18 protein-coding genes, 1 tRNA gene and 1 pseudogene are annotated in these 21,492 nt (G+C 67.4%); 8 read left to right on the forward strand and 12 right to left on the reverse strand.

From position 1 onward, the window contains the following. A pseudogene (locus tag Q0A27_RS15020) lies at nt 1-267 on the reverse strand (nucleotidyltransferase family protein); the annotation flags it as partial. 264 nt (nt 268-531) lie between these two features. Then, complete coding sequence (locus Q0A27_RS06415; protein WP_291474234.1) at nt 532-1,503, reverse strand: iron-siderophore ABC transporter substrate-binding protein; 972 nt, start codon at nt 1,501-1,503, stop codon at nt 532-534. A gap of 85 nt (nt 1,504-1,588) precedes the next feature. On the opposite strand from Q0A27_RS06415, the gene Q0A27_RS06420 reads away from it, so the two are divergent. Both Q0A27_RS06420 and Q0A27_RS06425 read left to right on the forward strand, forming a co-directional pair. Beyond that, complete coding sequence (locus Q0A27_RS06420; protein WP_291474235.1) at nt 1,589-3,100, forward strand: AraC family transcriptional regulator; 1,512 nt, start codon at nt 1,589-1,591, stop codon at nt 3,098-3,100. 453 nt (nt 3,101-3,553) lie between these two features. Then, complete coding sequence (locus Q0A27_RS06425; protein WP_291474236.1) at nt 3,554-5,230, forward strand: cytochrome b/b6 domain-containing protein; 1,677 nt, start codon at nt 3,554-3,556, stop codon at nt 5,228-5,230. Between the two features lie 249 nt (nt 5,231-5,479). Here Q0A27_RS06425 and Q0A27_RS06430 read toward each other — a convergent pair whose 3' ends face one another. The 5 genes from Q0A27_RS06430 to Q0A27_RS06450 all read right to left on the reverse strand — a co-directional run bounded on the left by Q0A27_RS06430 (nt 5,480) and on the right by Q0A27_RS06450 (nt 10,959). Continuing rightward, nucleotides 5,480-6,547 carry a biotin/lipoate A/B protein ligase family protein gene (locus tag Q0A27_RS06430; RefSeq protein WP_291474237.1) on the reverse strand — a complete coding sequence of 356 codons (1,068 nt, stop codon included), beginning with the start codon at nt 6,545-6,547 and terminating at the stop codon, nt 5,480-5,482. 132 nt (nt 6,548-6,679) lie between these two features. Beyond that, nucleotides 6,680-7,024 carry a P-II family nitrogen regulator gene (locus Q0A27_RS06435; RefSeq protein ID WP_291474252.1) on the reverse strand — a complete coding sequence of 115 codons (345 nt, stop codon included), beginning with the start codon at nt 7,022-7,024 and terminating at the stop codon, nt 6,680-6,682. Nucleotides 7,025-7,038: 14 nt separating this feature from the next. Beyond that, nucleotides 7,039-8,262 (reverse strand): ammonium transporter, encoded by a 1,224-nt coding sequence (locus Q0A27_RS06440; protein ID WP_291474238.1) that lies wholly within the window; start codon nt 8,260-8,262, stop codon nt 7,039-7,041. A 232-nt stretch (nt 8,263-8,494) separates the two neighbouring features. After that, nucleotides 8,495-10,657 (reverse strand): RecQ family ATP-dependent DNA helicase, encoded by a 2,163-nt coding sequence (locus Q0A27_RS06445; protein ID WP_291474239.1) that lies wholly within the window; start codon nt 10,655-10,657, stop codon nt 8,495-8,497. A gap of 152 nt (nt 10,658-10,809) precedes the next feature. Then, on the reverse strand, nt 10,810-10,959 hold the full coding sequence (locus tag Q0A27_RS06450; RefSeq protein WP_291474240.1) for a hypothetical protein: 150 nt from the start codon (nt 10,957-10,959) through the stop codon (nt 10,810-10,812). Between the two features lie 33 nt (nt 10,960-10,992). On the opposite strand from Q0A27_RS06450, the gene Q0A27_RS06455 reads away from it, so the two are divergent. The 5 genes from Q0A27_RS06455 to Q0A27_RS06475 all read left to right on the forward strand — a co-directional run bounded on the left by Q0A27_RS06455 (nt 10,993) and on the right by Q0A27_RS06475 (nt 16,766). Then, nucleotides 10,993-11,442, forward strand: coding sequence for a hypothetical protein (locus Q0A27_RS06455; protein ID WP_291474241.1), 450 nt, complete (start codon nt 10,993-10,995; stop codon nt 11,440-11,442). A gap of 6 nt (nt 11,443-11,448) precedes the next feature. Further along, nucleotides 11,449-14,136: an HAD-IC family P-type ATPase gene (locus tag Q0A27_RS06460; protein ID WP_291474242.1), complete on the forward strand. Its 2,688-nt coding sequence runs from the start codon at nt 11,449-11,451 to the stop codon at nt 14,134-14,136. Continuing rightward, the gene (locus Q0A27_RS06465) at nt 14,076-15,290 is read left to right on the forward strand and encodes an FAD-binding oxidoreductase (RefSeq protein WP_291474243.1); all 1,215 of its coding nucleotides are present in this window, start codon (nt 14,076-14,078) and stop codon (nt 15,288-15,290) included. Before Q0A27_RS06460 ends, Q0A27_RS06465 begins: the two co-directional genes overlap by 61 nt. Before the next feature lie 68 nt (nt 15,291-15,358). Beyond that, nucleotides 15,359-16,408: a zinc-binding alcohol dehydrogenase family protein gene (locus Q0A27_RS06470; protein ID WP_291474253.1), complete on the forward strand. Its 1,050-nt coding sequence runs from the start codon at nt 15,359-15,361 to the stop codon at nt 16,406-16,408. Next, complete coding sequence (locus Q0A27_RS06475) at nt 16,398-16,766, forward strand: CHY zinc finger protein (RefSeq protein ID WP_291474244.1); 369 nt, start codon at nt 16,398-16,400, stop codon at nt 16,764-16,766. The genes Q0A27_RS06470 and Q0A27_RS06475 overlap by 11 nt, the downstream gene beginning before the upstream one ends. A 122-nt stretch (nt 16,767-16,888) precedes the next feature. Here the strand turns inward: Q0A27_RS06475 and Q0A27_RS06480 are convergent, their stop codons facing one another. After that, nucleotides 16,889-18,835: a cation-translocating P-type ATPase gene (locus Q0A27_RS06480; protein ID WP_291474245.1), complete on the reverse strand. Its 1,947-nt coding sequence runs from the start codon at nt 18,833-18,835 to the stop codon at nt 16,889-16,891. After that, nucleotides 18,832-19,200, reverse strand: a complete 369-nt coding sequence (locus Q0A27_RS06485; protein WP_291474246.1) for a helix-turn-helix transcriptional regulator — start codon at nt 19,198-19,200, stop codon at nt 18,832-18,834. Before Q0A27_RS06485 ends, Q0A27_RS06480 begins: the two co-directional genes overlap by 4 nt. Before the next feature lie 101 nt (nt 19,201-19,301). Between Q0A27_RS06485 and Q0A27_RS06490 the strand changes: the two genes are divergently transcribed. Further along, nucleotides 19,302-19,508: an IS3 family transposase gene (locus Q0A27_RS06490; RefSeq protein ID WP_291474247.1), complete on the forward strand. Its 207-nt coding sequence runs from the start codon at nt 19,302-19,304 to the stop codon at nt 19,506-19,508. A 171-nt stretch (nt 19,509-19,679) separates the two neighbouring features. Here Q0A27_RS06490 and Q0A27_RS06495 read toward each other — a convergent pair. The 3 genes from Q0A27_RS06495 to cmrA all read right to left on the reverse strand — a co-directional run bounded on the left by Q0A27_RS06495 (nt 19,680) and on the right by cmrA (nt 21,364). Further along, nucleotides 19,680-19,755 (reverse strand) — tRNA-His (locus Q0A27_RS06495). A gap of 114 nt (nt 19,756-19,869) precedes the next feature. After that, entirely contained in the window at nt 19,870-20,499 is a 630-nt protein-coding gene (orn, locus tag Q0A27_RS06500; protein WP_291474248.1) for an oligoribonuclease, read from the reverse strand. Nucleotides 20,500-20,527: 28 nt separating this feature from the next. After that, on the reverse strand, nt 20,528-21,364 hold the full coding sequence (cmrA, locus tag Q0A27_RS06505; RefSeq protein ID WP_291474249.1) for a mycolate reductase: 837 nt from the start codon (nt 21,362-21,364) through the stop codon (nt 20,528-20,530). Nucleotides 21,365-21,492 lie beyond the last annotated feature (128 nt).

The following is a 21,492-nucleotide window of genomic DNA, read 5'->3' on the forward strand; positions in this document are numbered from 1 at the left end:
AGGCAGGTCCACCAGCAGCTCAATGTCGGAGTCCTCGTGGTCCTCGCCGCGGGCGACGCTGCCGAATACCCGGGGGTTGGTCACGCCCACCCTTCTGAGGATCTCCAGGACCTGTGGACGGCGTCGTTGGAGCCGTTGGCCCGATGGGGTGGTGCTGTGGAATCGGAGTAACCGGGAGACCTCCGGTTGGCTTCGGCCGATGGCGTCCGCGATCTGTCGTCGGCTGAGACCTGCTGCATGTCCGGTGCGGACGGCGGACACCAGCATCTCGGCGGCGTGGGCCCGGAGCTCGTCCGCGTTGTGCACTTCGCTGCGGATCTTGTCGATAGATGCTTCTGTAGTGGTCGTATAGTAGATGCCGTCAACGTGGGCAATGCGCGGATACCCCTTGTCTGTGCTGGCCCCTGACCGGCTGCCCGTCCTTCGACGTCGGTTCTGTGTTCCCTGTCAGGAGCTGACCCGGATCTGTAGATTCTGTCCGGTCGGATCGACAGAATCGGGTCTGCTCATGACAACGGAGAAGTCCTGCTCCTACTCCACCGCAGCGGTGAGCTCCGGAGTGATCTGCTCGACGGCCCAGTCGAGGCTCATCGGGCCGGACGCGGTTGTCACCGCATAGCCGAGCGCCATGTCCTGCCAGATCAGCGCGCCGTTCTTCACCGACGGCAGGGCGGCGAACCGGGGGTTGTTCTCCAGCTGAGACTTCTCGCCGGCCGGGTCGTAGATGACCAGGACATCGCCGTCGAGCTCGTCGAGCCGCTCCAGGGAGACCGTGCCGCGGGCACCGGCGGCCTGCTGCTTCTCGTTCTGGATCATGCCGAGGTCCTCGAACATGGAGTTGGTGGAGTAGACCAGCTGGCCCTGGTTGAGCATCGCCGAGTTGTAGGTCAGTTCATCGATGCCGGGGAACTTGTCCCGGATCTCGGCGATCCGGTCGTTGTACTTCTCCTTGACCTCGGCGGCCTTGTCCTCCAGTCCGGTGGCCTCGGCGACACCGTCGAGGATCGGCTGCCACGCCGGACCGTCGGCGGGCCAGTCGTAGACGAGGGTCGGGGCGATCTTCTCGAGTTCAGACCATGTGGCGTCATCCGTGTAGACATCGCCGACAATGACGAGGTCGGGGTCGTAGGACGCGATCGCCTCGGGGTTGGCGGTGCGGTCGGCGGTGAGGGCGGCGTCCTCCGCCCAGTCGATCTTTCCCTCCAGCCACGGCATGCTCCCGTCGCCACCCTGGATCTCGAACATGGCGACCGGCTCGAGACCGAGGGAGAGCACGGGGTCGATGCCGGCCTCGTGCAGCACGACGATCCGCTCGGGCTTCTCGTCGATGGTCGAGGACCCGAGGGTGTGCTCGACGGTGACGGGCCAGGACGCGCTCTCGGATGTGGTAGCGCCGGTGGTGTCCGTGGCATTGTCATCGGCATCGTCGGAGCTGCAGGCGGTCATGCCGAGGGCGAGGAGCGCGCCCAGCAGTGCGGCGGGAAGGGTACGGGACAGTTTCACTGGTTCTCCTGGGATCCTGAGGTCATGTAGTCAAGAGGACAGGCTATGCTTCGTTCCATGTCTCTCTGTCGTCCCGGACTGCCCCGTGCTTGACGATCTGACACCCTTCCGGACCACCCTGGCCTCAGATTCCCGGTACCTGCTGCTGTGGTGCCACACCGGTACGGTGGCCGTGCGCTGCGGCACGGTGGAACGACTGACCGCCGGGCAGTGCGTCCTGATCCCTCCCGGGAAGGACGCCACGCTCGTCGTCGCGCCGGGCGCCGTCGTCGTGCCGGTGCGGATCGCGGTCGAGGAGGTCGCGGAAGGTATGGCAGGTCCAGTCGGTCCAGTCGGTCCAGTCGGTCCAGGCCGTTCGGACGCCCCACAGGTCTTCACTCCGGGCGAGGAATGGAACGACTGGCTGCTGCACCACTTCACCGCGTCCATCGCACCGATCCGGGAGCCGGGGTACCGGGCCGCCGAGATCGTCGAGCGGTTGCGGGGGAGTGCGGGTGCGGTGGCCGCGCAGCCGATGCCGACGATGCTGACGATGCCGCGCAGTCCTGAAGCACGGCAGGTGGCCCGCGCCCTGGTGAAGGATCCCGCGTGCGGGTGGACTGTCGCCCAGTGGGCGTCCTCCGCGCAGGTGGGGGAGAGGACGTTGCACCGTGCCTTTGTCGCGGAGACCGGGCTGACCATTGCCGCGTGGCGTCGGGAGGTCCGGTTGGACGCCGCCCTGTCCCTGCTGCGTGACCCGGAGAAATCGGTGGCGCAGGTCGCCGAGGCTGTCGGATTCCGGACGTCGACCGGGTTCATCCGGGCGTTCAGCACCCGGTCCGGTCTCACGCCCACGGCGTGGCGGAACGGTCAGGACGCTGCGGACGCGCCGGGCGTCCTCCCGTCGGAGCTCCCGGTGTGGGCGGCGGCATCTGCCCCGCCGAGCCTGGACCACGGCTTCCACCTGCTGCTGTGGGTGTACCGCGGGACAATGCGGCTCACCGTCGGTGAGCAGGTCATCGATGTCACCGAGGGAGAGGTGGCGTGGATGCCTGCCTATCGCGGGCACGGGGTGCAGCTGGGGCCGGGGTCGGTGGTCCTCCCGTTGACGTTCACGGTCGCTGAGGTGGAGATCGGGGAGAAGGTCGGACCGGTGACGGTGCCGGCGTACGAGGTTCCGGCACTGCTGCAGCACGTCATGGCGAACCAGTGTGGTGTGGGGCCGACCGGGTACGACAGGACGGTGGTGCCGGGTCGGGCCTGGGTGCCGGGACAGGTTGTCGCTGCGGACGTGTCCGGCTCATGGACCTCGGTCGGAGCTGCGACTGTGGCGGACGCTCTGCTGGCTGACCTGCGTGACCGGCGCACCCCGGCGCAGTGGGCGGCGTCGGTGGGGCTGACCGTCAGGGCGCTGAACGAACGGTTCCGGGAGGCGACCGGGATGACTCTGCTGCAGTGGCGCACGACGGTGCGTCTCCAGGCGGCCATGCGGATGCTGTCGACCGGAGCGACACCGTCGACGGCCGCCCATGCTGTCGGCTACCTGCACCTGTCACAGTTCAGCCGTGACTTCGCGGCCCGGTACGGGATGGGGCCGCGGGAGTTCAGGGGGAAGTGAGTCGGAGGGTAGGCACTGCCGGTGGTCACCGGCTCCGAGGAGGCGGTCGGCGGCAGTACAGGACTCCCGGTGTGTAATACCATGAGACGTGACATCGCAATAGGAAACAGATAGGCGTACCGCTTTCGCTTCATGCATGAGAGTGGTTTGTGTCTCGCCATCTGCCTGGTGCGATTTTCGACACAGTGCACCACGGTGGGTTATCCTCTGTGCGATGTAGTTATCAATTCAGATTGGTTGAGTTGAAGGGACATCGTTCGCAGAACAAAAGAAGTTTTCTACGCACTACCTACCGGGACTTTCCGAAAAATGGGAAGAACCGGCAGGTGGTCGCTATGATCTTCAACGTCGTGAACGCCGACTTTGACGCAGTTCGGTTCACAGTTCAAACACAACTCAGCAGTGCCACAGACGAGCAGCTACAGACGAGTAAAAGCAGGAGGAGACCAGACAATGTCGACCACACCCCCGCCCCCGGGCGCGCCCGGGCAGCCTGACGGCGACGCCGCGTCGACGGCATCGGCGCCCTCGGGTGCTCCGATCAAGCTGACTGCCCCGGGTGCGCCCGGTGCCCCCGGAACCCCGGCCGCGCCGGCCACTCCCGCTGCGCCTGCCGAGCCTGCTGCTGCCGCAGAGTCGACGGCACCTGCTGCGCCGGCCACCGAGCCCGCTGCTCCGGCCCCGGCCGCGCCGTCCGGTCCGATCAAGCTGAACGCGACCGCACCGGGAGCTCCCGGTGCTCCGGGTGCGCCTGCCGCACCTGCGACTCCCGCAACCGCAGCTCCGGCGGCCCCGGCTGAGGCTCCGGCCGCCGCTGCGCCTGCCGCACCTGCGGCCGAGCCGGCTGCCCCGGCCGCTCCGTCCGGTCCCATCAAGCTGAACTCCGGCGCTCCGGGTGCCCCGGGTGCGCCTGCTGCCCCGGGTGCGCCTGCCGCACCTGCTGCGGCGCCCGCCGCACCGGCGGCTCCTGCTGCTCCCGGTGCCCCTGGTGCACCCGCCGCCCCTGGTGCCCCGGCTGCACCCGCCGCTGCCGCACCTGCTGCTCCCGCAGCCCCTGCAGCCCCCGGTGCTCCCGCAGCCGGCACTCCTGCTGCCGCGGCGACGACGACCGCCGCCAAGCCCAAGCCGAAGCCGAAGCCCGAGAAGAAGGAACCCTTCACCATCTTCGGCATGGAGGTCGCTGACCTCTGGGGCATGGCTGTCGCCGGCGTCGGTGGCGTGGCCGCCAGCGCCTGGGCCGCCGTCAAGGGCCTCGGCAAGAAGGGTGCGATGATCTTCGGTGCCGCCCTGGTTGCCGCCATCATCATCGTCGTGGCTGTCCGCTGGTTCATCCACCTCGACTTCATGGAGAGCTGGATCGAGCAGTACCCGGGTGAGTACGAGCCCGCCGAGTCCATCGCCCCCGATGAGGGCTTCCCGATCTGGGCCCGGTGGCAGCACTACCTGAACTTCCTGTTCATGGCCCTGATCCTGCAGTCCGGACTCCGCGTCCGTACCCAGCAGAAGCCGCCGGCTGTCTGGCAGCCCAAGAAGGGCGGCAAGAAGATCAGCATCAACCTCTGGCTCCACACCTCGCTGGACCTGTTCTGGATGCTCAACGGTCTGATCTTCATCGTCCTGCTGTTCGTCACCGGACACTGGGCCCGTATCGTCCCGACCAGCTGGGAAGTCTTCCCGAACGCCATCTCCGCCGGTCTGCAGTACGCGTCCTTCGAGTGGCCCGCCGAGAACGGATGGACGAACTTCAACTCCATCCAGCAGATCATGTACTTCCTGGTCATCTTCGTCGCCGCCCCGCTGGCCATCATCTCCGGCCTGCGCATGAGTGAGTGGTGGCCGTCCGAGGCCAAGAAGCTGAACAAGCTCTACCCGGCCCCGGTCGCCCGGAAGATCCACTTCCCGACGATGATCTTCTTCGTGTTCTTCGTCTTCGTCCACGTCTTCCTGGTCTTCACCACCGGTATGACGCATAACCTGAACCACATGTTCGCCGGTAACGACTCTTCCAACCTCGGTGGCTTCGTCTGGTTCGTGTTCGGACTCGCCGTCGTCATCGCCCTGGTATCCGCGGCGCGTCCGCTGGTCATCCAGCCGATCGCCGGCAAGTTCGGTCAGGTCAGCGCCCGCTAGTCACTGACGACAGGTACTGACCGGCACAAGCCGGGCAGCCAGAAGGGCGGCACCGTCACGGTGCCGCCCTTCTGTCATGCCCCGGGGAGGACACCTGCCGCCGAGTTTGCGTCCCCGATTCCGGACTACCGTGGCAGCAGATCAGGGAAACGGTGCCGCAAAACCCGGGGACCATCGTGGGTCGGTCGCTGCAGGCCGGTCTGACGGTCTCGGACCAACATGGGGCGCCCGACCGAGGTGAACTTCCGTCTACGGCAGCCGGTGCGTCCACTCCTCGGTGTTGAACTTCTCGTCGCAGCGCTGGCGGGCGACGGCCAGGTCGGCGTCCGAAATGGTCCCCTCGGTCGCGCTGTACTTCTCCTTGAAGGTGTCGTGGAAGACCTTGAGGATCTCCTCCCGCGGCAGTTGCGTCTGCGACCGCATCGGGTCGACCCGCTTCACCGCCGACCGGGTGCCCTTGTCCTTCATCTTCTCCTTGCCGATACGGATGACTTCGAGCATCTTCTCGGCGTCGATGTCATAGGACATGGTCACATGGTGCACCATCCACCCGTTGGAGAACCGCTTCTGTGCCGCACCGCCGATCTTGCCCTGGTCCGAGGAGATGTCGTTGAGCGGGATGTAGTGGGCGTTGATACCGACCTTCTTCAGCGCCTCCATCGTCCACTCGTCGAGGAAGGGGTAGGACTGGGCGAAGCTCAGCCCGTCGACCAGCGCCTGGGGGACGACCAGGGAGTAGGTCACACAGTTGCCGGGCTCCATGAACATCGCCCCACCACCGGTGACGCGGCGCGAGACCGTGATGCCGTACTTGTCCACGCCCTCCTGGTTGATCTCGTTGGAGTACGACTGGAATGACCCGATGACGACCTGCGGGGCGTTCCACTCCCACAGCCTCATGAACGGCTTGCGGCGTCCGGCGGCGACATCGTCGGTGAGCGTCTCATCCATCGCGACATTGAGCATCGGGTCGATCGCGGGACCGTAGATGACATCGAAGTCGATGTCGTCCCAGTCGATGGCGTGCCCCAGCGCCCGGCGCACCGCGATACCCACGCCCTCGGCGGTGATGCCGAAGAGGACGTCGGTGCGCAGCAGCGAATCTGCGACGCGTTCGGTGTAACCCTCGGCGGACAGGTCAGCCGGTGCACCCTCCAGGGCGGAGGTCATCCGGATCAGTGCCTCATCGGGTTCGAGGAAGAAGTCACCGGCGATCCGCACCCCGGTCAGGACGCCGGGGTCATCCTCGGTCACCGTCGTCACCTCCAGGTCGACGACGATGAGCTTTCCTCCGAGGACTTTGTATTCTCCGTGCACGTCAACGGGCCTTTCTGATAGCGGTGTAGTCGACCGCCCAGTCTAGCCTTACCGAGCACCCGTCTGTACCGGTCAGTGCCGGTCAGTGCCGGTCAGTGCCGGTCAGTGCCGGTCAGCGCCTGCCACTACCCGTCAGAGAGCGTCGGTACCGTGCTCGCCGGTGCGCACCCGCACCAGCCCGGTGAGCTCGCTCGCCCACACCTTTCCGTCGCCGATCTCGCCGGCGCCGGTCCGGGCGGCCTGCACGATGGTGTCGATGATGTCCTCGACGGTGTCGGCGGGAACGATCACCTCGATCCTGGACTTGGGCAGGAAGTTCTCGGTGTACTCCCTGCCGCGGTAGACTTCCTTGCGTCCTCCCTGGTTGCCGTATCCGAGGACTTCGGTGACCGTCAGGCCTCCGATGCCCTTGTCGGCGAGTGCGGCGGTGACGGCGTCGAGCCGGGTGCCTTTGATGACTGCGGTGACGAGTTTCAGCATGGCCACTGTCCTTAGTTGTAGTCGTAGGCGGTTTCGCCGTGGAGCTTGAAGTCGAGGTCGTCCTCGTCCTCTTCCTCGACCCGGATATGCATCGTCTTGTCCATGACCTTGGCGATGATCCAGGTCATGCCGAAGGAGAAGGTGCAGGTGACGGCGATGGCCGCGAGTTCACCCCACAGTAGCGAGATGTCCCCGCCGAAGAAGATGCCCCGGATCGGTTCGGCGTTGGTGTATGTCGCCCACCCGAAGAACACCACGAAGAGTGCGCCCACGATGCCGCCGAGCCCGTGCACGGCCCAGGCGTCCAGCGATTCGTCGATCCCGAGCTTCGTCTTCCAGGTACATGCCCAGGCGACGAATGCTCCGGCGATGAGTCCGAGAGCCAGCGCACCGAAGGGGTCCACGGCGTCGGCGGCCGGGGTGATGGCGACCAGCCCGGCGATGACCCCGGACGCGAGGCCGAGCACGGTGGACTTACCGTGGCGGAACTTCTCGTAGAGCATGAAGCCGAGCATGCCGGTTCCGCCGGCGTACAGGGTGTTCATGATCGTGTACTGGGCGACGTAGTTCGCGCCGCCGGCGGTGCCGCCGTTGAACCCGAACCAGCCCATCCACAGGATTCCGGCGCCGAGCAGGACCAGGGGCATACTGTGCGGGCGGCTCGCGGTCTTCTTCCGCGGGCCCAGCACCAGCGCCAGCGCCAGGGCGGCGAAACCCGAGGCCATGTGCACCGCAGTGCCACCGGCGTAGTCGTGGAAGTCGAGGACCTCACCCATCCAACCGTCGCCGAACACCCAGTGTCCGAGAGGGAAATAGACGAGGGTGACCCAGACCATCGAGAAGACGATCCAGGCGGAGAACTTCATACGCCCGAGTGCGCCGGACGCCACGATGGCCACGGTGATGCAGGCGAACATGGTGTAGAACGCCATGTCCGCGGTGACGGAGAAGCCGCCGTCCACGCCACTGTCCTCATTGCCGACGAGCCCGAAGTAGGAGGTCGGGTCGCCGATGACGCCACCGAGCGAGTCGCCGAGCACCAGGCTGTGGCCGAACAGCACGTAGAGGACCGTGACCGTGCCGAGGGTCGACATGGTCATCGCGAACATGTTGAGGACATTGTTCTTGCCCGACATGCCGCCGTAGAACAGTGCGATTCCGGGAAACATGAGGAGGACGACCGTCATGGCCGCCAGGATCCAGGCGACGTCCGCCAATTCCTGTGGATCAATCATCAGCGCAGGGCTCCATTCGTGACGCGGTCATGAGAAACAGCACGGATGCTCGGAATGAACACCGTGTCCTCACGGTAAACAGCGCTGATGTCGGTCCCGTGTCCCCACTGTAAAAGCAGGGGTCGTGGTGCCGACCCTCGATGACACGTCCGGTTGCGGGAGGTTACGGCCTGACTACAGGTGGGTTACCCGCATTAACTCCGGTCCCGGTCAATGTCGGCCCTGACCAGCATCACCCCCGCAGCGCCAGCGCGAAGGGAAGCACTGCCGCCGCACCGGCCTGACGCAGTGCACGTCCCGCCACGGTCATCGCCCACCGCGACCCGATCTCGGTGTCCACCAGCAGCACGACCTGCCCCTCGACTGCAGCCGCGGTCTCCGGGGGCACCGTGAATGCTCCGGCGAGGTTCTTCACCCGGAAGGCGCTGTTGACGTCGGGAGTCCCCGGATCGCGGGTGAGTTCCAGCGACCCGGCGTCCACCATCCGCCCGATCGACGCGAGGCCGGACGCCAGGTCGCCCGTCGTCGTCGGCCGCGTCACGGAGGGCATCCCGACGACCACGGAAGGACGCTCATCCCAGCCCCACTCCTTTAGAACCTGGACACACCAGTCGGCGATGTTCTTCGGCACCGGCACGTCCTCGGCCCCCTCGGCGAGGAAGGTCCGCAGCACCTGGCCGGCGCCGAGATCGGTGAGGCGGGCGATGGCGCGTCCCTCCGCGACCCGCTCGTCGGTCGGGATCTTCCCCTTGAGCTGCACGCCGACCTTCTCCATGCCGGAGGGCCACTGGCTCCGTGGGTCGACAGGCACACCGATCCCGGAGAGCACCTTACGCGCCCCGGACTCGTTGTCGGCGCTGACGGTGGCGTCCCACCAGACCCCGGCACAGACATCGCAGCGTCCGCAGTCATGGGCGGTCGGGTCATCGAGAGCCTCGGCGAGGAAGCGCATCCGGCACATCTGACCTGCCTCGTAGTCCAGCATCGCCTGTGCCTCACGCTTCCGGGCCTCGGCGACAGCGTCGTAGCGTGGCGTGTCATAGGACCAGGGTGCGCCGGTGGTGACGAAGCCGGAGCCGGCCCGGTCCACCGCGCCGTCTACCTGCAGGGTCTTGAGCAGCAGGGTCAGCTTCGTGCGCTTGATACCGACCAGAGGTTCCAGCGCGGGGACGGACAGGGGAGTGGGGGAGTCCGTCAGGGCACCCAGTACTGCCAGTGCGTCCTCCTCCTCGGGCATGGAGGCGGTGGCGAAGTACTCCCAGATGTCCGGGTCCTCGTCGCCGGGCAGCAGCAGGACGTCCGCGGACTCCGTGGCACGACCGGCGCGTCCGACCTGCTGGTAGTACGCCACGGCGGAGCTCGGCGCGCCGAGGTGCACCACGAACCCCAGGTCAGGTTTGTCGAAACCCATACCCAGCGCGCTGGTCGCCACCAGCGCCTTGAGACTGTTGTCCTTGAGCGCCTGCTCCAGACGGGCGCGGTCCTCGGCGTCGGTGCGTCCGGTGTAGGCGGCGACATCCCGGCCGGCTTCCCTGAGCGCGCGGGTCGTGTCCTCGGCGGCAGAGACTGTGAGGCAGTAGATGATGCCCGAACCGGTGAAGTCCCCCAGGTGCTGGACCAGCCAACCGATCCGGTGCCCGGGGGAGGAAGTGGGAGCGACACCCAGGCGCAGCGAATCACGGGAGAGCGCGCCACGGATGACAGCGGTGTCCGCTCCGAGCTGGGCGGCGACATCGTCGACGACGCGGCTGTTCGCCGTCGCCGTCGTCGCCAGCACCGGCAGGTCACCGGGCAGGGACACCAGCAGTGCGCCGATCCGACGGTAGTCGGGGCGGAAGTCATGGCCCCAGTCGGAGATGCAGTGGGCCTCGTCGACGACGACCATGCCGACCCCGGCGCCGGAACCGGTGGCGCCCAGCAGAGGATCGAGGACGCGCTCCCGGAACTTCGGGTTGGTCAGTCGCTCCGGGGAGATGAGCAGTACGTCGAGGCGTCCTTCCCGGAGGGCGGTGAGGACGTCATCCCACTCGGTGACATTGGCGGAGTTGATCGTCGCCGCGTGGACCCCGGCGCGTTCGGCGGCGGCGACCTGGTCGCGCATCAGGGCAAGCAGCGGGGAGATGATGAGCGTCGGACCGGCGCTGCCGCCTGTGCCGCCTGAGCCTTCCCGGATCAGCCGGGCGGCGACGAAGTACACCGCCGACTTGCCCCAGCCGGTGCGTTGGACGACGAGAACCCGTTTCCGGTCACTGACCAGTGCCTTGATGGCGTCGAACTGGCCGTCGCGGAAGTCGGCGTCCGGGCGTCCGGTGAGTTCGCGGAGGATCTCCGTGGCGCGGGTACGGAGGTCGGTGGTGGGGGCGGCGGGAGAAGCGGCGGCGTCGGTCGGGCTCATGCGCCCCACCCTAGAGGAGTGACCGGACAGCTTAGGGCCGGTCGTCTGCCGGTCCCTGTGCCGTCGCCGTTCACCCCGGATACATCACAGGCCGTGTCGGTATGATGTCCCGAAAGGGGCATGCCGTGTGATGTATGCCCGTTGAACGGCGGTCAGGGATGGCCCATGGTGGGGGTGTGCAGTCCCTTCGGTATCCGGACCAGCAGGACGCCGGTCGCAATCAGGGCGAAGACGACGCCACCACCGATGACGATCATCATGTAGCCGACACCCCACAGGCCGGTGTCGTCATAGTCCGCCATCAGGATGCCGCGCGCGGATCAGGGGCACCTGGCATGAGTGGAACCTCGAAGACAGCACCCTCACCACTCGACGACCGGGCCCGCGAGGTCGTCGAGCGGCTCCACGCGCAGAACCGGCACCAGTTCGTCCGCAGCTTCTTTCCACTGGTCCGTGAGATGGCGAAGGCGAAGTCCGGCACCGGGAACCGGGACCACACCCGGACCGACTCCGGCAAGGAGATGCTCGCCGACAAGATGGTGGCCCTCGACCCGGAGAAGGCGGCGCTGTGTCACCTGCTGTGCCGCAGTCTCCGGGCACGTACCGTCGTCGATATCAGGACACCGTTCGGGGTGGCCACAGCAGGTTTCCCGAGGTGTTCATGGTGCTCACGCTACCTGTCTCTCACCTCCGGCGAGTGGCCTCGGGACCGGGTGGGCCGTGCAGCACCGGTCGGGGAGTCCTACTCTCGGGAAGTGATCGATATTCACTGTCCAGGGAGCTGACCGCTGATGACCGCACCCGTCTGGCACACCACCGGCGTCCAGGAGGTCAGAGCTGCTCTCGACCTACCTGACCCCGCAACAGGAACCATCACTGACACCGGCCTGACCTCGGCGGACGCCGCCGCCCGGCTGGAAAGCCACGGTCCCAACAAGCTCCGGGAGAACACCGCCGACCCCTGGTACGTCGTCCTCGGCCGGCAGATGGCGTCCCCGATGGTCGTCTTCCTCTTCCTCGCCGGCATCGTCACCCTCATCCAACAGGAATGGTTCGAGGCGGCGGTGATCTTCCTCGTTGTCGTGCTGAACTCCTCGATCGGCTACTGGCAGGCCCGCAAGGCGGAGAAGGATGTCGCCGCGCTGGCGAAACTCTCCACACCCGAGGCCACCGTCGTCCGTGACGGTGTGGTTGCCGACATTCCCGCCACCGACCTCGTCCCCGGCGACACGGTCCGCCTCGAATCCGGCGACATGGTGCCCGCCGACCTGCGGATCGTGGCGTCCAACGGACTGCGCGTCGACGAATCGATGCTCACCGGTGAGGTCCTGCCGACCACGAAGCGCGCCGAGGTCTCCGACCACGGCGTCGATCTGGCGGTGGACGCCCCACTCGGCGACCGCGTCACCATGGGCTACTCCGGCACGCTCGTCGTCTCCGGTCGCGCCAGCGGCCTGGTCGTCGCCACCGGTCACGACACCGAACTCGGCTCCATCGCCGACCTCGTCCAGACCGACAGCGGGAAGACCCCGTTGCAGATCCTCACCGACCGGCTCGAGAAGACCATCGCCGCACTGCTGGTCGTCGTCGGCGTCGCGGTGTTCGTCGCCAACCTCATCCTCGGCACCGGCCTGGGGGACGCCTTCCGCTCCACCGTCGCGCTGATCGTCTCCTCGATGCCGGAGGCACTGCCGGTCGTCCTGTCTGTCGCGATGGGTGTGGGGGTGTCCCGTATGGCGGCCCGCAATGCGGTGGTACGCCATCTGCCCAGCGTGGAAACCCTCGGTTCCACGACCGTCATCGGTTCGGACAAGACCGGCACGCTCACCGTCAACCGGATGACCGTGGAGACCGTGTGGACACCCACCGGTCTCGACGAGACCCCGTCGCTGCGTACCGGTGCGTTGACCAATGACGCCACCGCCCACCCCGACGGCGACACGCTCATCGGGGACGCCGTGGATGTCGCCATGGCCACCGCCGCACTCGAGCGGGGTGCCGTCACCGCTGCCGAGCGCAGTGCGGCGCCGGAGGCAGACATGCCCTATGAACCCGAGCACGCCTATTCACAGACGCTGCGTCGGGAGACCGGGGAGGACGGTACGGACCGCCGTGTACTCCACGTCAAGGGTGCACCGGAGGTCGTGGCATCCTTCTGCCGGGGGATGGGTGAGTGCGGCGTCCTCCATGAGGCGATGGAGGAGGCCAACCGCGCGATGGCCGCCGATGGGCTGCGCGTCATCGCCACCGCGTCCCGCGTCCTCGGGGACGATGAAGTCCCGGACGCCACGAAGGCACTCGATACCCCGCATGACCTGCAGTTCACCGGGCTGCAGGGGATGATGGACCCGCCGCGTGAGGGCGTGCGCGAGGCGATCGGGCAGTGTCGGTCGGCCGGCATCCATGTCATGATGATCACCGGTGACCACCCCGTCACCGCCGTCGCGATCGGCAAGCGGCTCGGGCTGGGACGTCCCGGCGATGAGCCGGTCACCGGCCGCGACCTGGCCGGGCTGGATGACGCCCAACTGCGCGAACGGCTCAAGCACACCAGCGTCGCCGCGCGGATGAGTCCGCAGGACAAGCTGCGGATCGTCAAGCTACTCAAGGCTGACGGGGAGACCGTCGCCGTCACCGGTGACGGCGTCAATGACGCCCCGGCGCTCAAGGCGGCGTCCATCGGAGTGGCGATGGGGGATTCCGGTACCGATGTCGCCCGGGAATCCGCCGACGTGGTCCTCACCGACGACAACTTCGTCACCATCGTCGACGCCGTGCGCCTCGGCCGGGTGACGTTCTCCTCGATCCGCAAGGCCACCTTCTTCCTCATCTCGAACGGCCTGGCACTCATGACTGCGGTGGTGGTGAACACCTTCACCGAGCTGCCGCTGATATTCCTGCCGGTGATGCTGCTGTTCATGAATATCGTCACCAACGGCATCCAGGACATCGCCCTGTCCTTCGAGAAAGGCGAGGGTGACGAGCTCGACCAGAAGCCCCGGTCGAAGGATGAAGGCGTGCTCGACACCCACATGTGGATGCGGTCGGTCATCACGGGGCTGTGGATGGGCATCGGAACACTGCTGGTCTACCGGGTCGCCCACGACCAGGGGCTGCCGCTGGAGGAATGCCGCACACTGGCTCTGATCACCATGGTGATGTTCAACTTCTTCCAGGTGTTCAGTGCCCGTGCGCTGCACATCTCCGCCTTCGCGGTGAACCCGCTGGGCAACCCGCTGCTGCTTGGCTCCGCACTGTTGGCGCTGGTGCTGCAGTGGGTGTGCACCGCGTGGACACCGGCCGCCGACCTCATCGGCCTGACCGCGCTGACGTGGGAGCAGTGGCTCATGTGCACGGGCATCGGGGTTACGGTGTTGTTGATCGTCGAAGCAGAGAAACTCGTGGTGAGGTGGATGGAATGGCGGAACACACGGCACATGAGGAGCACGGCGGCCGTCGGACGGACATCTGCGTCATAGGTGCGGGCGTCCTCGGTCTGACGGCGGCACGTGAGCTGGCGTCCCGCGGTCATTCGGTGACCCTGCTGGACGCCGAGGCGCCGTTCGCCGGGGCGAGTCACCGGTCATTCGCGTGGATCAACGCGAACAACAAGCCACCGCACGCCTACCACCGGCTCAACGCGCTGGGCATGGAGGAGCACGACCGGCTGCAGGCGGAGCTGGGCGGGGACTGGTTCCACCGCTCGGGCTCGGTGCTTGCGTCGTCCGTCGGGACGCCGGAACAGCGCGCGGAATTCCTCGTCGACCGGCTCGACCGGCTGCACGCCGAGCATTACCCGGTCCAGCAGGTGGGACGCGATGACCTGACCGACCTGGAACCGGTCGTGGACTGGACACACCTGCTGCCCGAGGGTGGGGAGGCGCTGTTCTTCCCCGAGGAGGGATACCTGGACGCCGACCTCTTCGCCGCCGGGCTGCTGGGCGACCTGGCCGGACGTCGGGTGACGGTGCAGCAGGGGAGGGTGACGCATCTGGCCTCGGACGCGGTAAGCGCCCGTGTCCTGCTGGACACCGGGGTCGAGCTTACGCCGGACGCCGTGGTCGTCGCCGCCGGTGCCGGTTCGCGGGCCCTCGGACTTCCGGTCGCTGATCTCGCGGCCCCGGAGGGGCCCACCGAGCGGACCCACAGTTTCCTGGGGCTGAGTGCACCGACCGATGTGCCGCTGGGCCGGGTGGTCATCACGGACGTGATCAACGTGCGGCCCCGCCATGACGGACGCCTGTGGGTGCAGCTGCCGGGTGTGGAGCACCGGGTCTCCGAGGCGGTGGACGCGTCCTCGCGGGACGCCGTGTGTGATGAGGTACGCCACCTCATGGAGATCGAGCTGGAGACGATCCTGGGTACTCCGGTGCCGGTGCCGACGGTGCACCTGTCCGGACGCAGTCTGCCGGAGGACGGCTTCCCGCTCGTCGGATTCACCGACACCCCGCGCCGGATCTACGCACTGGTCGCGCATTCGGGGATGACGCTGTCCGCACTGCTCGGTCGCCTGGTCGCCGAGGAGATCAGTGGTGGACCCGGGGAAGCGGCCGAGCTGCTGGCGTCCTTCCGCCCGGACCGTCCGGCGGCCGCGGAACCCGCCCCGTCCACCCCCTTCATCGGGCGGCAGTAGGCCGGGCACTGCAGGTGCGGCGGGCGTGGACGCACAATGGAGGCATGACCACCACCATCCCCACCACCATGCACGCCTGGCAGGTCACCACACCCGGCCCGGTCGACGGGGCCTATGCACCCTTGGAACTCGTCGAGAAGCCGGTGCCGGAGCCTGGCCCCGGTGAGCTTCTCGTCCACGTCCACACCTGCGGGGTGTGCCGGACCGACCTGCACGTCACAGAGGGGGACCTTGATGTGCACCATCCCCATGTCACGCCCGGCCACGAGATCGTCGGGTCGGTGACTGCTCTCGGTGAGGGGGTTGATGCGTCCTGGCAGGACGCCAGGGTCGGCGTAGCCTGGCTGCGCTCGACCTGCGGGGAGTGCCGTTGGTGCCGGTCAGGGCGCGAGAACCTCTGCCCGAACTCGACCTACACCGGGTGGGACGCCGACGGTGGATATGCCGGGTACACGGTGGTGCCCGCCGACTTCGCGTACCGGCTTCCGGACTCCGGTCAGGACGCTGCGTCCGATGTGGCGTCCGATGCCGCACTGTCCCCCATGCTCTGCGCGGGCATCATCGGGTACCACGCCCTGCAGCGCGCCGGGCTGCCCGAATCCACCCCGGACAACCCCGCCCGGCTCGGACTCTACGGCTTCGGCGGATCGGCCCACCTGTGCGCCCAGCTCGCGCTGTCCTCCGGAGCCCGCGTCCACGTCCTGACCAGGGACAAGGCTGCACAGGAACTGGCGCTGTCACTGGGCTGCGCTTCGGCGGCCGGCGCCTACGACATGCCGCCGGAGCCGTTGGATGCCGCGGTACTCTTCGCCCCGGTCGGGGACATCGTCCCACCGGCCATGCGCGCGCTGGACCGGGGTGGCGTCCTGTCGATCGCCGGGATCCACCTCTCGGACACCCCACCGCTGAACTACGAGAACGAGCTCTTCTACGAAAAGGAGATCCGCTCGGTCACCTCGAACACGCGTGCCCAGGGCCGTGAGTTCCTGTCACTGGTGGCGGAACACGGGGTGCACGCGACGACGCACGAGTACCCGATGAGCGATGCGTTGACTGCCCTGCAGGACCTCAGGGCAGGACGCTTCGACGGGGCGGCGGTGCTGGTCAATGACTTCTGATCCTACCTCTGACGCCGCAGCTGATGCACTGGTCGGCGGCGTGGGCTGCACGCACTGGCACTCATCGCTGGACATCGTGGCGATCCGCTTCCACTGCTGCGGGCACTCCTATCCCTGCCTGCACTGCCATGAGGAGGCCGAGGACCATCCGGTGACGCCCCGGCCCACGGCTACTGGGTCCGACCGGGCACAGGAGGCCGTGCTGTGCCGGGCGTGTGGAGCGTGGCTGACCGTGGTGGAGTACCTCGACCTTTACGACGGGGCTGCCGAGCCACACTGCCCGTACTGCGCTGCGTCCTTCAACCCCGGCTGCGCACTCCACTCCCAGGTGTACTTCCAGGTGCGACCCGACAGGTAGGTTCTGTCAGCCCCGACCAACCGGGCGGGTCGTACCTGGGTCGGGCGCTCAGGGGAATCAGCGCCGCAGGCCAACCTCAGGCACCCGACCGGGCGAGGTTGTCCGGACCCGACCTGGGGGGGCTACCGGTCCCGCCCCGGCAGCTGAGCGGTGCGCGCCGCGCGCAGTCCGTTGGCGATGACCACGACCTCCGCCGACTCGTGCACCAGCACCACCGCCGCCAGGCCGAGCACACCGGTCAGTGCCAGTGGGCACAGCACCACGATGATGGTCATAGCCAGAGCCATATTCGCGGTCATGATGCGGCGTCCGCGCCGGGCATGTGCCAGTGCCGCGGGGATCAGCCGCAGGTCGGACCCGGTGAAGGTCACGTCCGCGGACTCGACGGCCGCTGCAGATCCGCCGGTGCCGATCGCGATTCCCACGGTGGCCGAGGCCAGGGCAGGGGTGTCGTTGATACCGTCGCCGATCATCACGGTCGGCATACGCGTGGAGGAGTCGTGCACGAAGCGTTCCTTGTCTGTCGGCTTCAGCTCCGCATGTACCTTGTCGATGCCGGCCTCGGCGGCCAGCGCGGCGGCGGTCCGCTCATTGTCCCCGGTGAGCATGACAGTCGATATCCCCTGGTCGTGCAGTGCCGAGATCGCCTCCGCTGCTTCAGGGCGCAACTCATCGCGCACTCCGATCACACCGGCGACCTCGCCGTCCACCTCGACGACGATGAGGGACACGCCGTCACCGGCGAGCTCCGCGGCGTCCTCCGCGAGGATGCCAGGGGAGACCCACCGGTCACTGCCGACCCGGATATGGCGACCTTCCACGGTGCCGGTGATGCCGTGACCGGCGGTCTCGGTGACGGAGGTGGCGTCCGGAATACCGGACGCGGCGGCGACGACCGCAGTCGCCAGCGGATGGGAACTGGAGGTCTCGAGTGCGGCAGCGAGGTCCAGGACCTGCGCATCATCGAAACCCGTTGTGGTGAGGACCGGGCCGACGCGGGGCTCGTTGCGGGTCAGGGTACCGGTCTTGTCGAGCGCGACGGTACGGACGGTCCCCAGCTCCTCGAAGGCGGCACCGGAGGTCACCGCCACGCCGAGTCGACTGGCGGCGCCGATCGCGGAGATCACGGTGACCGGTACGGCGATGGCCATCGCGCAGGGGGACGCCGCGACGAGGACCACGAGCGCCCGGTCGATCCACATGCCGGGGTCTCCCAGAAGGAAGCCGAGGACCGCGGTGGCCGCAGCGACGAGAAGGACGACCGGGACCAGTGGTCGGGCGATCCGGTCGGCGAGGCGGGCACGGACACCCTTGCGGGCCTGCGCCTGTTCGACGAGGGTGACGATGCGGGTCAGGGAGTTGTCCCGGCCGTCGGCGGTGGCCTCGATGACGAGCGTGCCGGTGCTGTTGACGGAGCCGGCGAGTGCCTCGGAACCGGGGGAGACCTCCACAGGAATGGACTCGCCGGTGACCGCTGCGGTGTCCAGTGCCGAGCTGCCTTCCAGGACGGTGCCGTCGGTGGCGAGCCGTTCACCGGCGCCGAGCCGGAGCACGTCGCCGCGTCGGACATCGGCGGCCGGGACCGGGTCGTAGCATCCGTCGGGGCAACGGACCCGTGCGGTATCCGGCATGAGGGAGAGCAGGGACCGCAGGCTGTTCTTCGCCCGGTCCATGGCCCGGTCCTCAAGGGTCTCGGCGATGGAGAAGAGGAAGGCCAGGGCCGCGGCCTCGCCGACGTGGCCGAGCAGGACCGCGCCGATCGCTGCAATGGTCATCAGCAGCCCGACGCCGAGCCGGTTGCGTCCTGTCTTCTGGACCAGCTGACGTAGGGCGCCGGGGACGAAGGTCGCACCACCGGCGACCAGACCGAGTGCGCAGGCGACGGTGGCGGCGATGTCGGTGCCGGGCCCTCCCACCGGGCCGAGTACGAGGCCGACGACCCACAGAATCCCGGACGTCACGGGAAGTGCGAGGGCACGGTCGCGGTACCAGGGAGTGAGGTCGGTGTGGTCGGCGTGGGGGTCATGCACTGCGGCGGTTTCGGTAGGGCCGCAGCAGGCGTCGCTCATGAGGCGTCCTCCGGCGCACAGTCGGCGCAGCAGCCGGGCACATCGCAGTTCTCGGTGGTGCAGGCGTCCCCCTCGTCGACGGCGAGGACTACCTCGACCAGCGATTCCAGGGCCCTCGTGAGGTGTGGATCGGCGATCTCGTAGCGGGTGCGGCGTCCTTCGGGGACGGCGACGATGATCCCACAGCCGCGCAGGCAGGCGAGGTGGTTTGAGACGTTGGTGCGGGTCAGTTCCAGATCGCGGGAGAGTTGGGCCGGGTAGCCGGGCGCATCGAGGAGGTGAAGCAGAATGCGGGACCGGGTCGGGTCGGCCATGGCGCGACCGAGCCGGTTCATGACGTCGAGTCTGGACTGAATGGTCAGCATATGATGACTATACAGCGAGTGCTGACCAATGTGGAAGGAGTCCGTACCTGCGACCGCTTCCGGATCATCATCGCTGTCGGTGACGAGTAGCGGGTGAGACCATGGCATTCCTGGAAGGCGACATGTTCCGCTTTGAGTCGTTCACTGATCCGGAGTCGTTGATCGCAGAGATCGATGACTACATCGGGTTCTACAACCACCGGCGCAGTCAGCAACGGCTCGACTTCCTGTCGCCGGTGGCCTACCGGATACGTGAAACCGTCCACCGTCGAAACGGTGGGCAGATGCTCTACGGCTTAGCGGTCTGACAGCCAGCCCGATAGTCGGTAAAAACCACTCCAACTTCATGGGGCCAGTTCAAATCAGCGCCGCAGGCCAACCTGAGGCGCCCGACCTGGCGTCGTGCTCCGGGAAAACGTCGCTGAGAATACGACGAGACCCCGGTACCTTCACGGGGAAGGAACAGGGGTCCGCGTGTCTGGGGTGGCTGACGGGACTCGAACCCGCGACACCCAGGATCACAACCTGGTGCTCTACCAGCTGAACTACAGCCACCATTGCCGCTGTTGAAGCAGCGGGACTCATACTAGACCACCGCTGTCATTCCGGGCAAAAGCGCAGGTCCCACCGTGTGGCCGGTCATGGTGGGCAATCGACCACGGTCGGCAGCTACACGATCGGCGTCGCCTCGGTAGCCGCAGCGGCAGCGGCGTCCACCGCGTCCTGACCCGGAGTCTCGGCGACGAAGGCCGCCCGGCGGTAGTAGTCCAGCTCGCGGATGGACTCCAGGATGTCCGCCAGTGCACGGTGCTGCATGCCCTTGGCCGGTTGACCGCTGTAGACCCTCGGGTACCAGCGGCGGGTGAGTTCCTTGATGGAGGAGACGTCGATCATCCGGTAGTGCAGGAAGTTGTCCAGGTCGGGCATGTACTTCGCGATGAACTTCCGGTCGGACGCGATGGAGTTGCCGCACAGCGGCGCTACACCGGAGGACGCCACGAAGCGTCTGATGTACTCCACGACCTCCTTCTCTGCGTCCGCCACGGAGACGGAGGACGCGCGGATCTCCTCGGTCAGACCCGAGGTGCCGTGCATCTTCGTCACGAAGTCGTCCATCTCCGCCAGCTCGTCGTCGGTGGCGTGGATGACGATGTCGATGCCCTTGTCGAGGGGCTTGAGTTCAGCGTCGGTGACGACGACGGCGATCTCCACGAGCACGTGCCGGGAGGTGTCCAGTCCGGTCATCTCGCAGTCCACCCACACGAGGCGGTCGATCTTGGCGGTCTGGTTCGGTGTCATGTTGTCAGCTTTCTCTTGTCTTCTGCCGTCACTCGTCAGCCATCCGGGCATACGCCTTCCCCATCAGCGGGGCGGTGATCCGACGCGGCAGGTAGGTCGACATCACGTTGGCGACCTTCGACAGGCCGCCGGGGACGACGCGCAGCTTGTTCGCGGCCAGCGCCTCGAGCGTCCCGGTCGCACAGTCCGGGTAGGTCGTCCACACGAAGTCCGGGGTGGCACGGTCAACGATGGTACGCGCGGCGTCCTCCTTGACCTCCTCTCGCACCGGGCCGGGGGCCAGCAGGGTGCAGCGCACCCCGGTGCCCTTCAGCTCGTAGTGCAGCGCCTCGGTGAAGGTGTTAACCATGGCTTTCGTGCCCACATAGGTCGCGTTGTTGGGGATCGCGGCGTTGCCGGCGACGGAGCCGACGTTGACGATTCCGGCGTCCCCGCTCGCCACCATGCCCGGCAGGACCGCGGCGGTGAGCTCGAAGACGGCGGTGGCGTTGAGCTCGAACTGCGTGCGCTCGTAGGCGGGGTCGAGCTGCCGGAACTCGCCGAAGGTCGCCACGCCGGCGGAGTTGACGATGATGTTCACGTCCAGGCCCTCAAGCTCCTCGATGAGGACGCCGCGGGCCTCGGCGTCCGCCAGATCGCAGGGGCGGATCTCGACGGTGACGTTCCGGCCCTCGGTGACCAGCGTGTCGCGGATCATTTCCATCGGCCCGGTGGTGCGGGCGACGAGCAGCAGGTTGTGTCCGCGGCGTCCCAGCTCCAGGGCGATCGCCTGTCCGATGCCGGAGGACGCCCCGGTCACCACAGCGACACGGTCGGGGCCGGGGGAGGGCAGGGCAGGAGACTTACGGGGTTTACGTCGGAACAACAGGGACTCCTGTGTCGGTGGGGGACGGGAACTGGCGTCCCTCAGGCTACCTGCTGGCAGTGACGGTGGTCGGTAGTCCGGTAGATGACGTGGAAGAGCGCTCCGGCGGGTCGGGGGAGGCCCGCAGG

The organism is Corynebacterium sp., from assembly GCF_022712275.1.
GTDB lineage: Bacteria > Actinomycetota > Actinomycetes > Mycobacteriales > Mycobacteriaceae > Corynebacterium.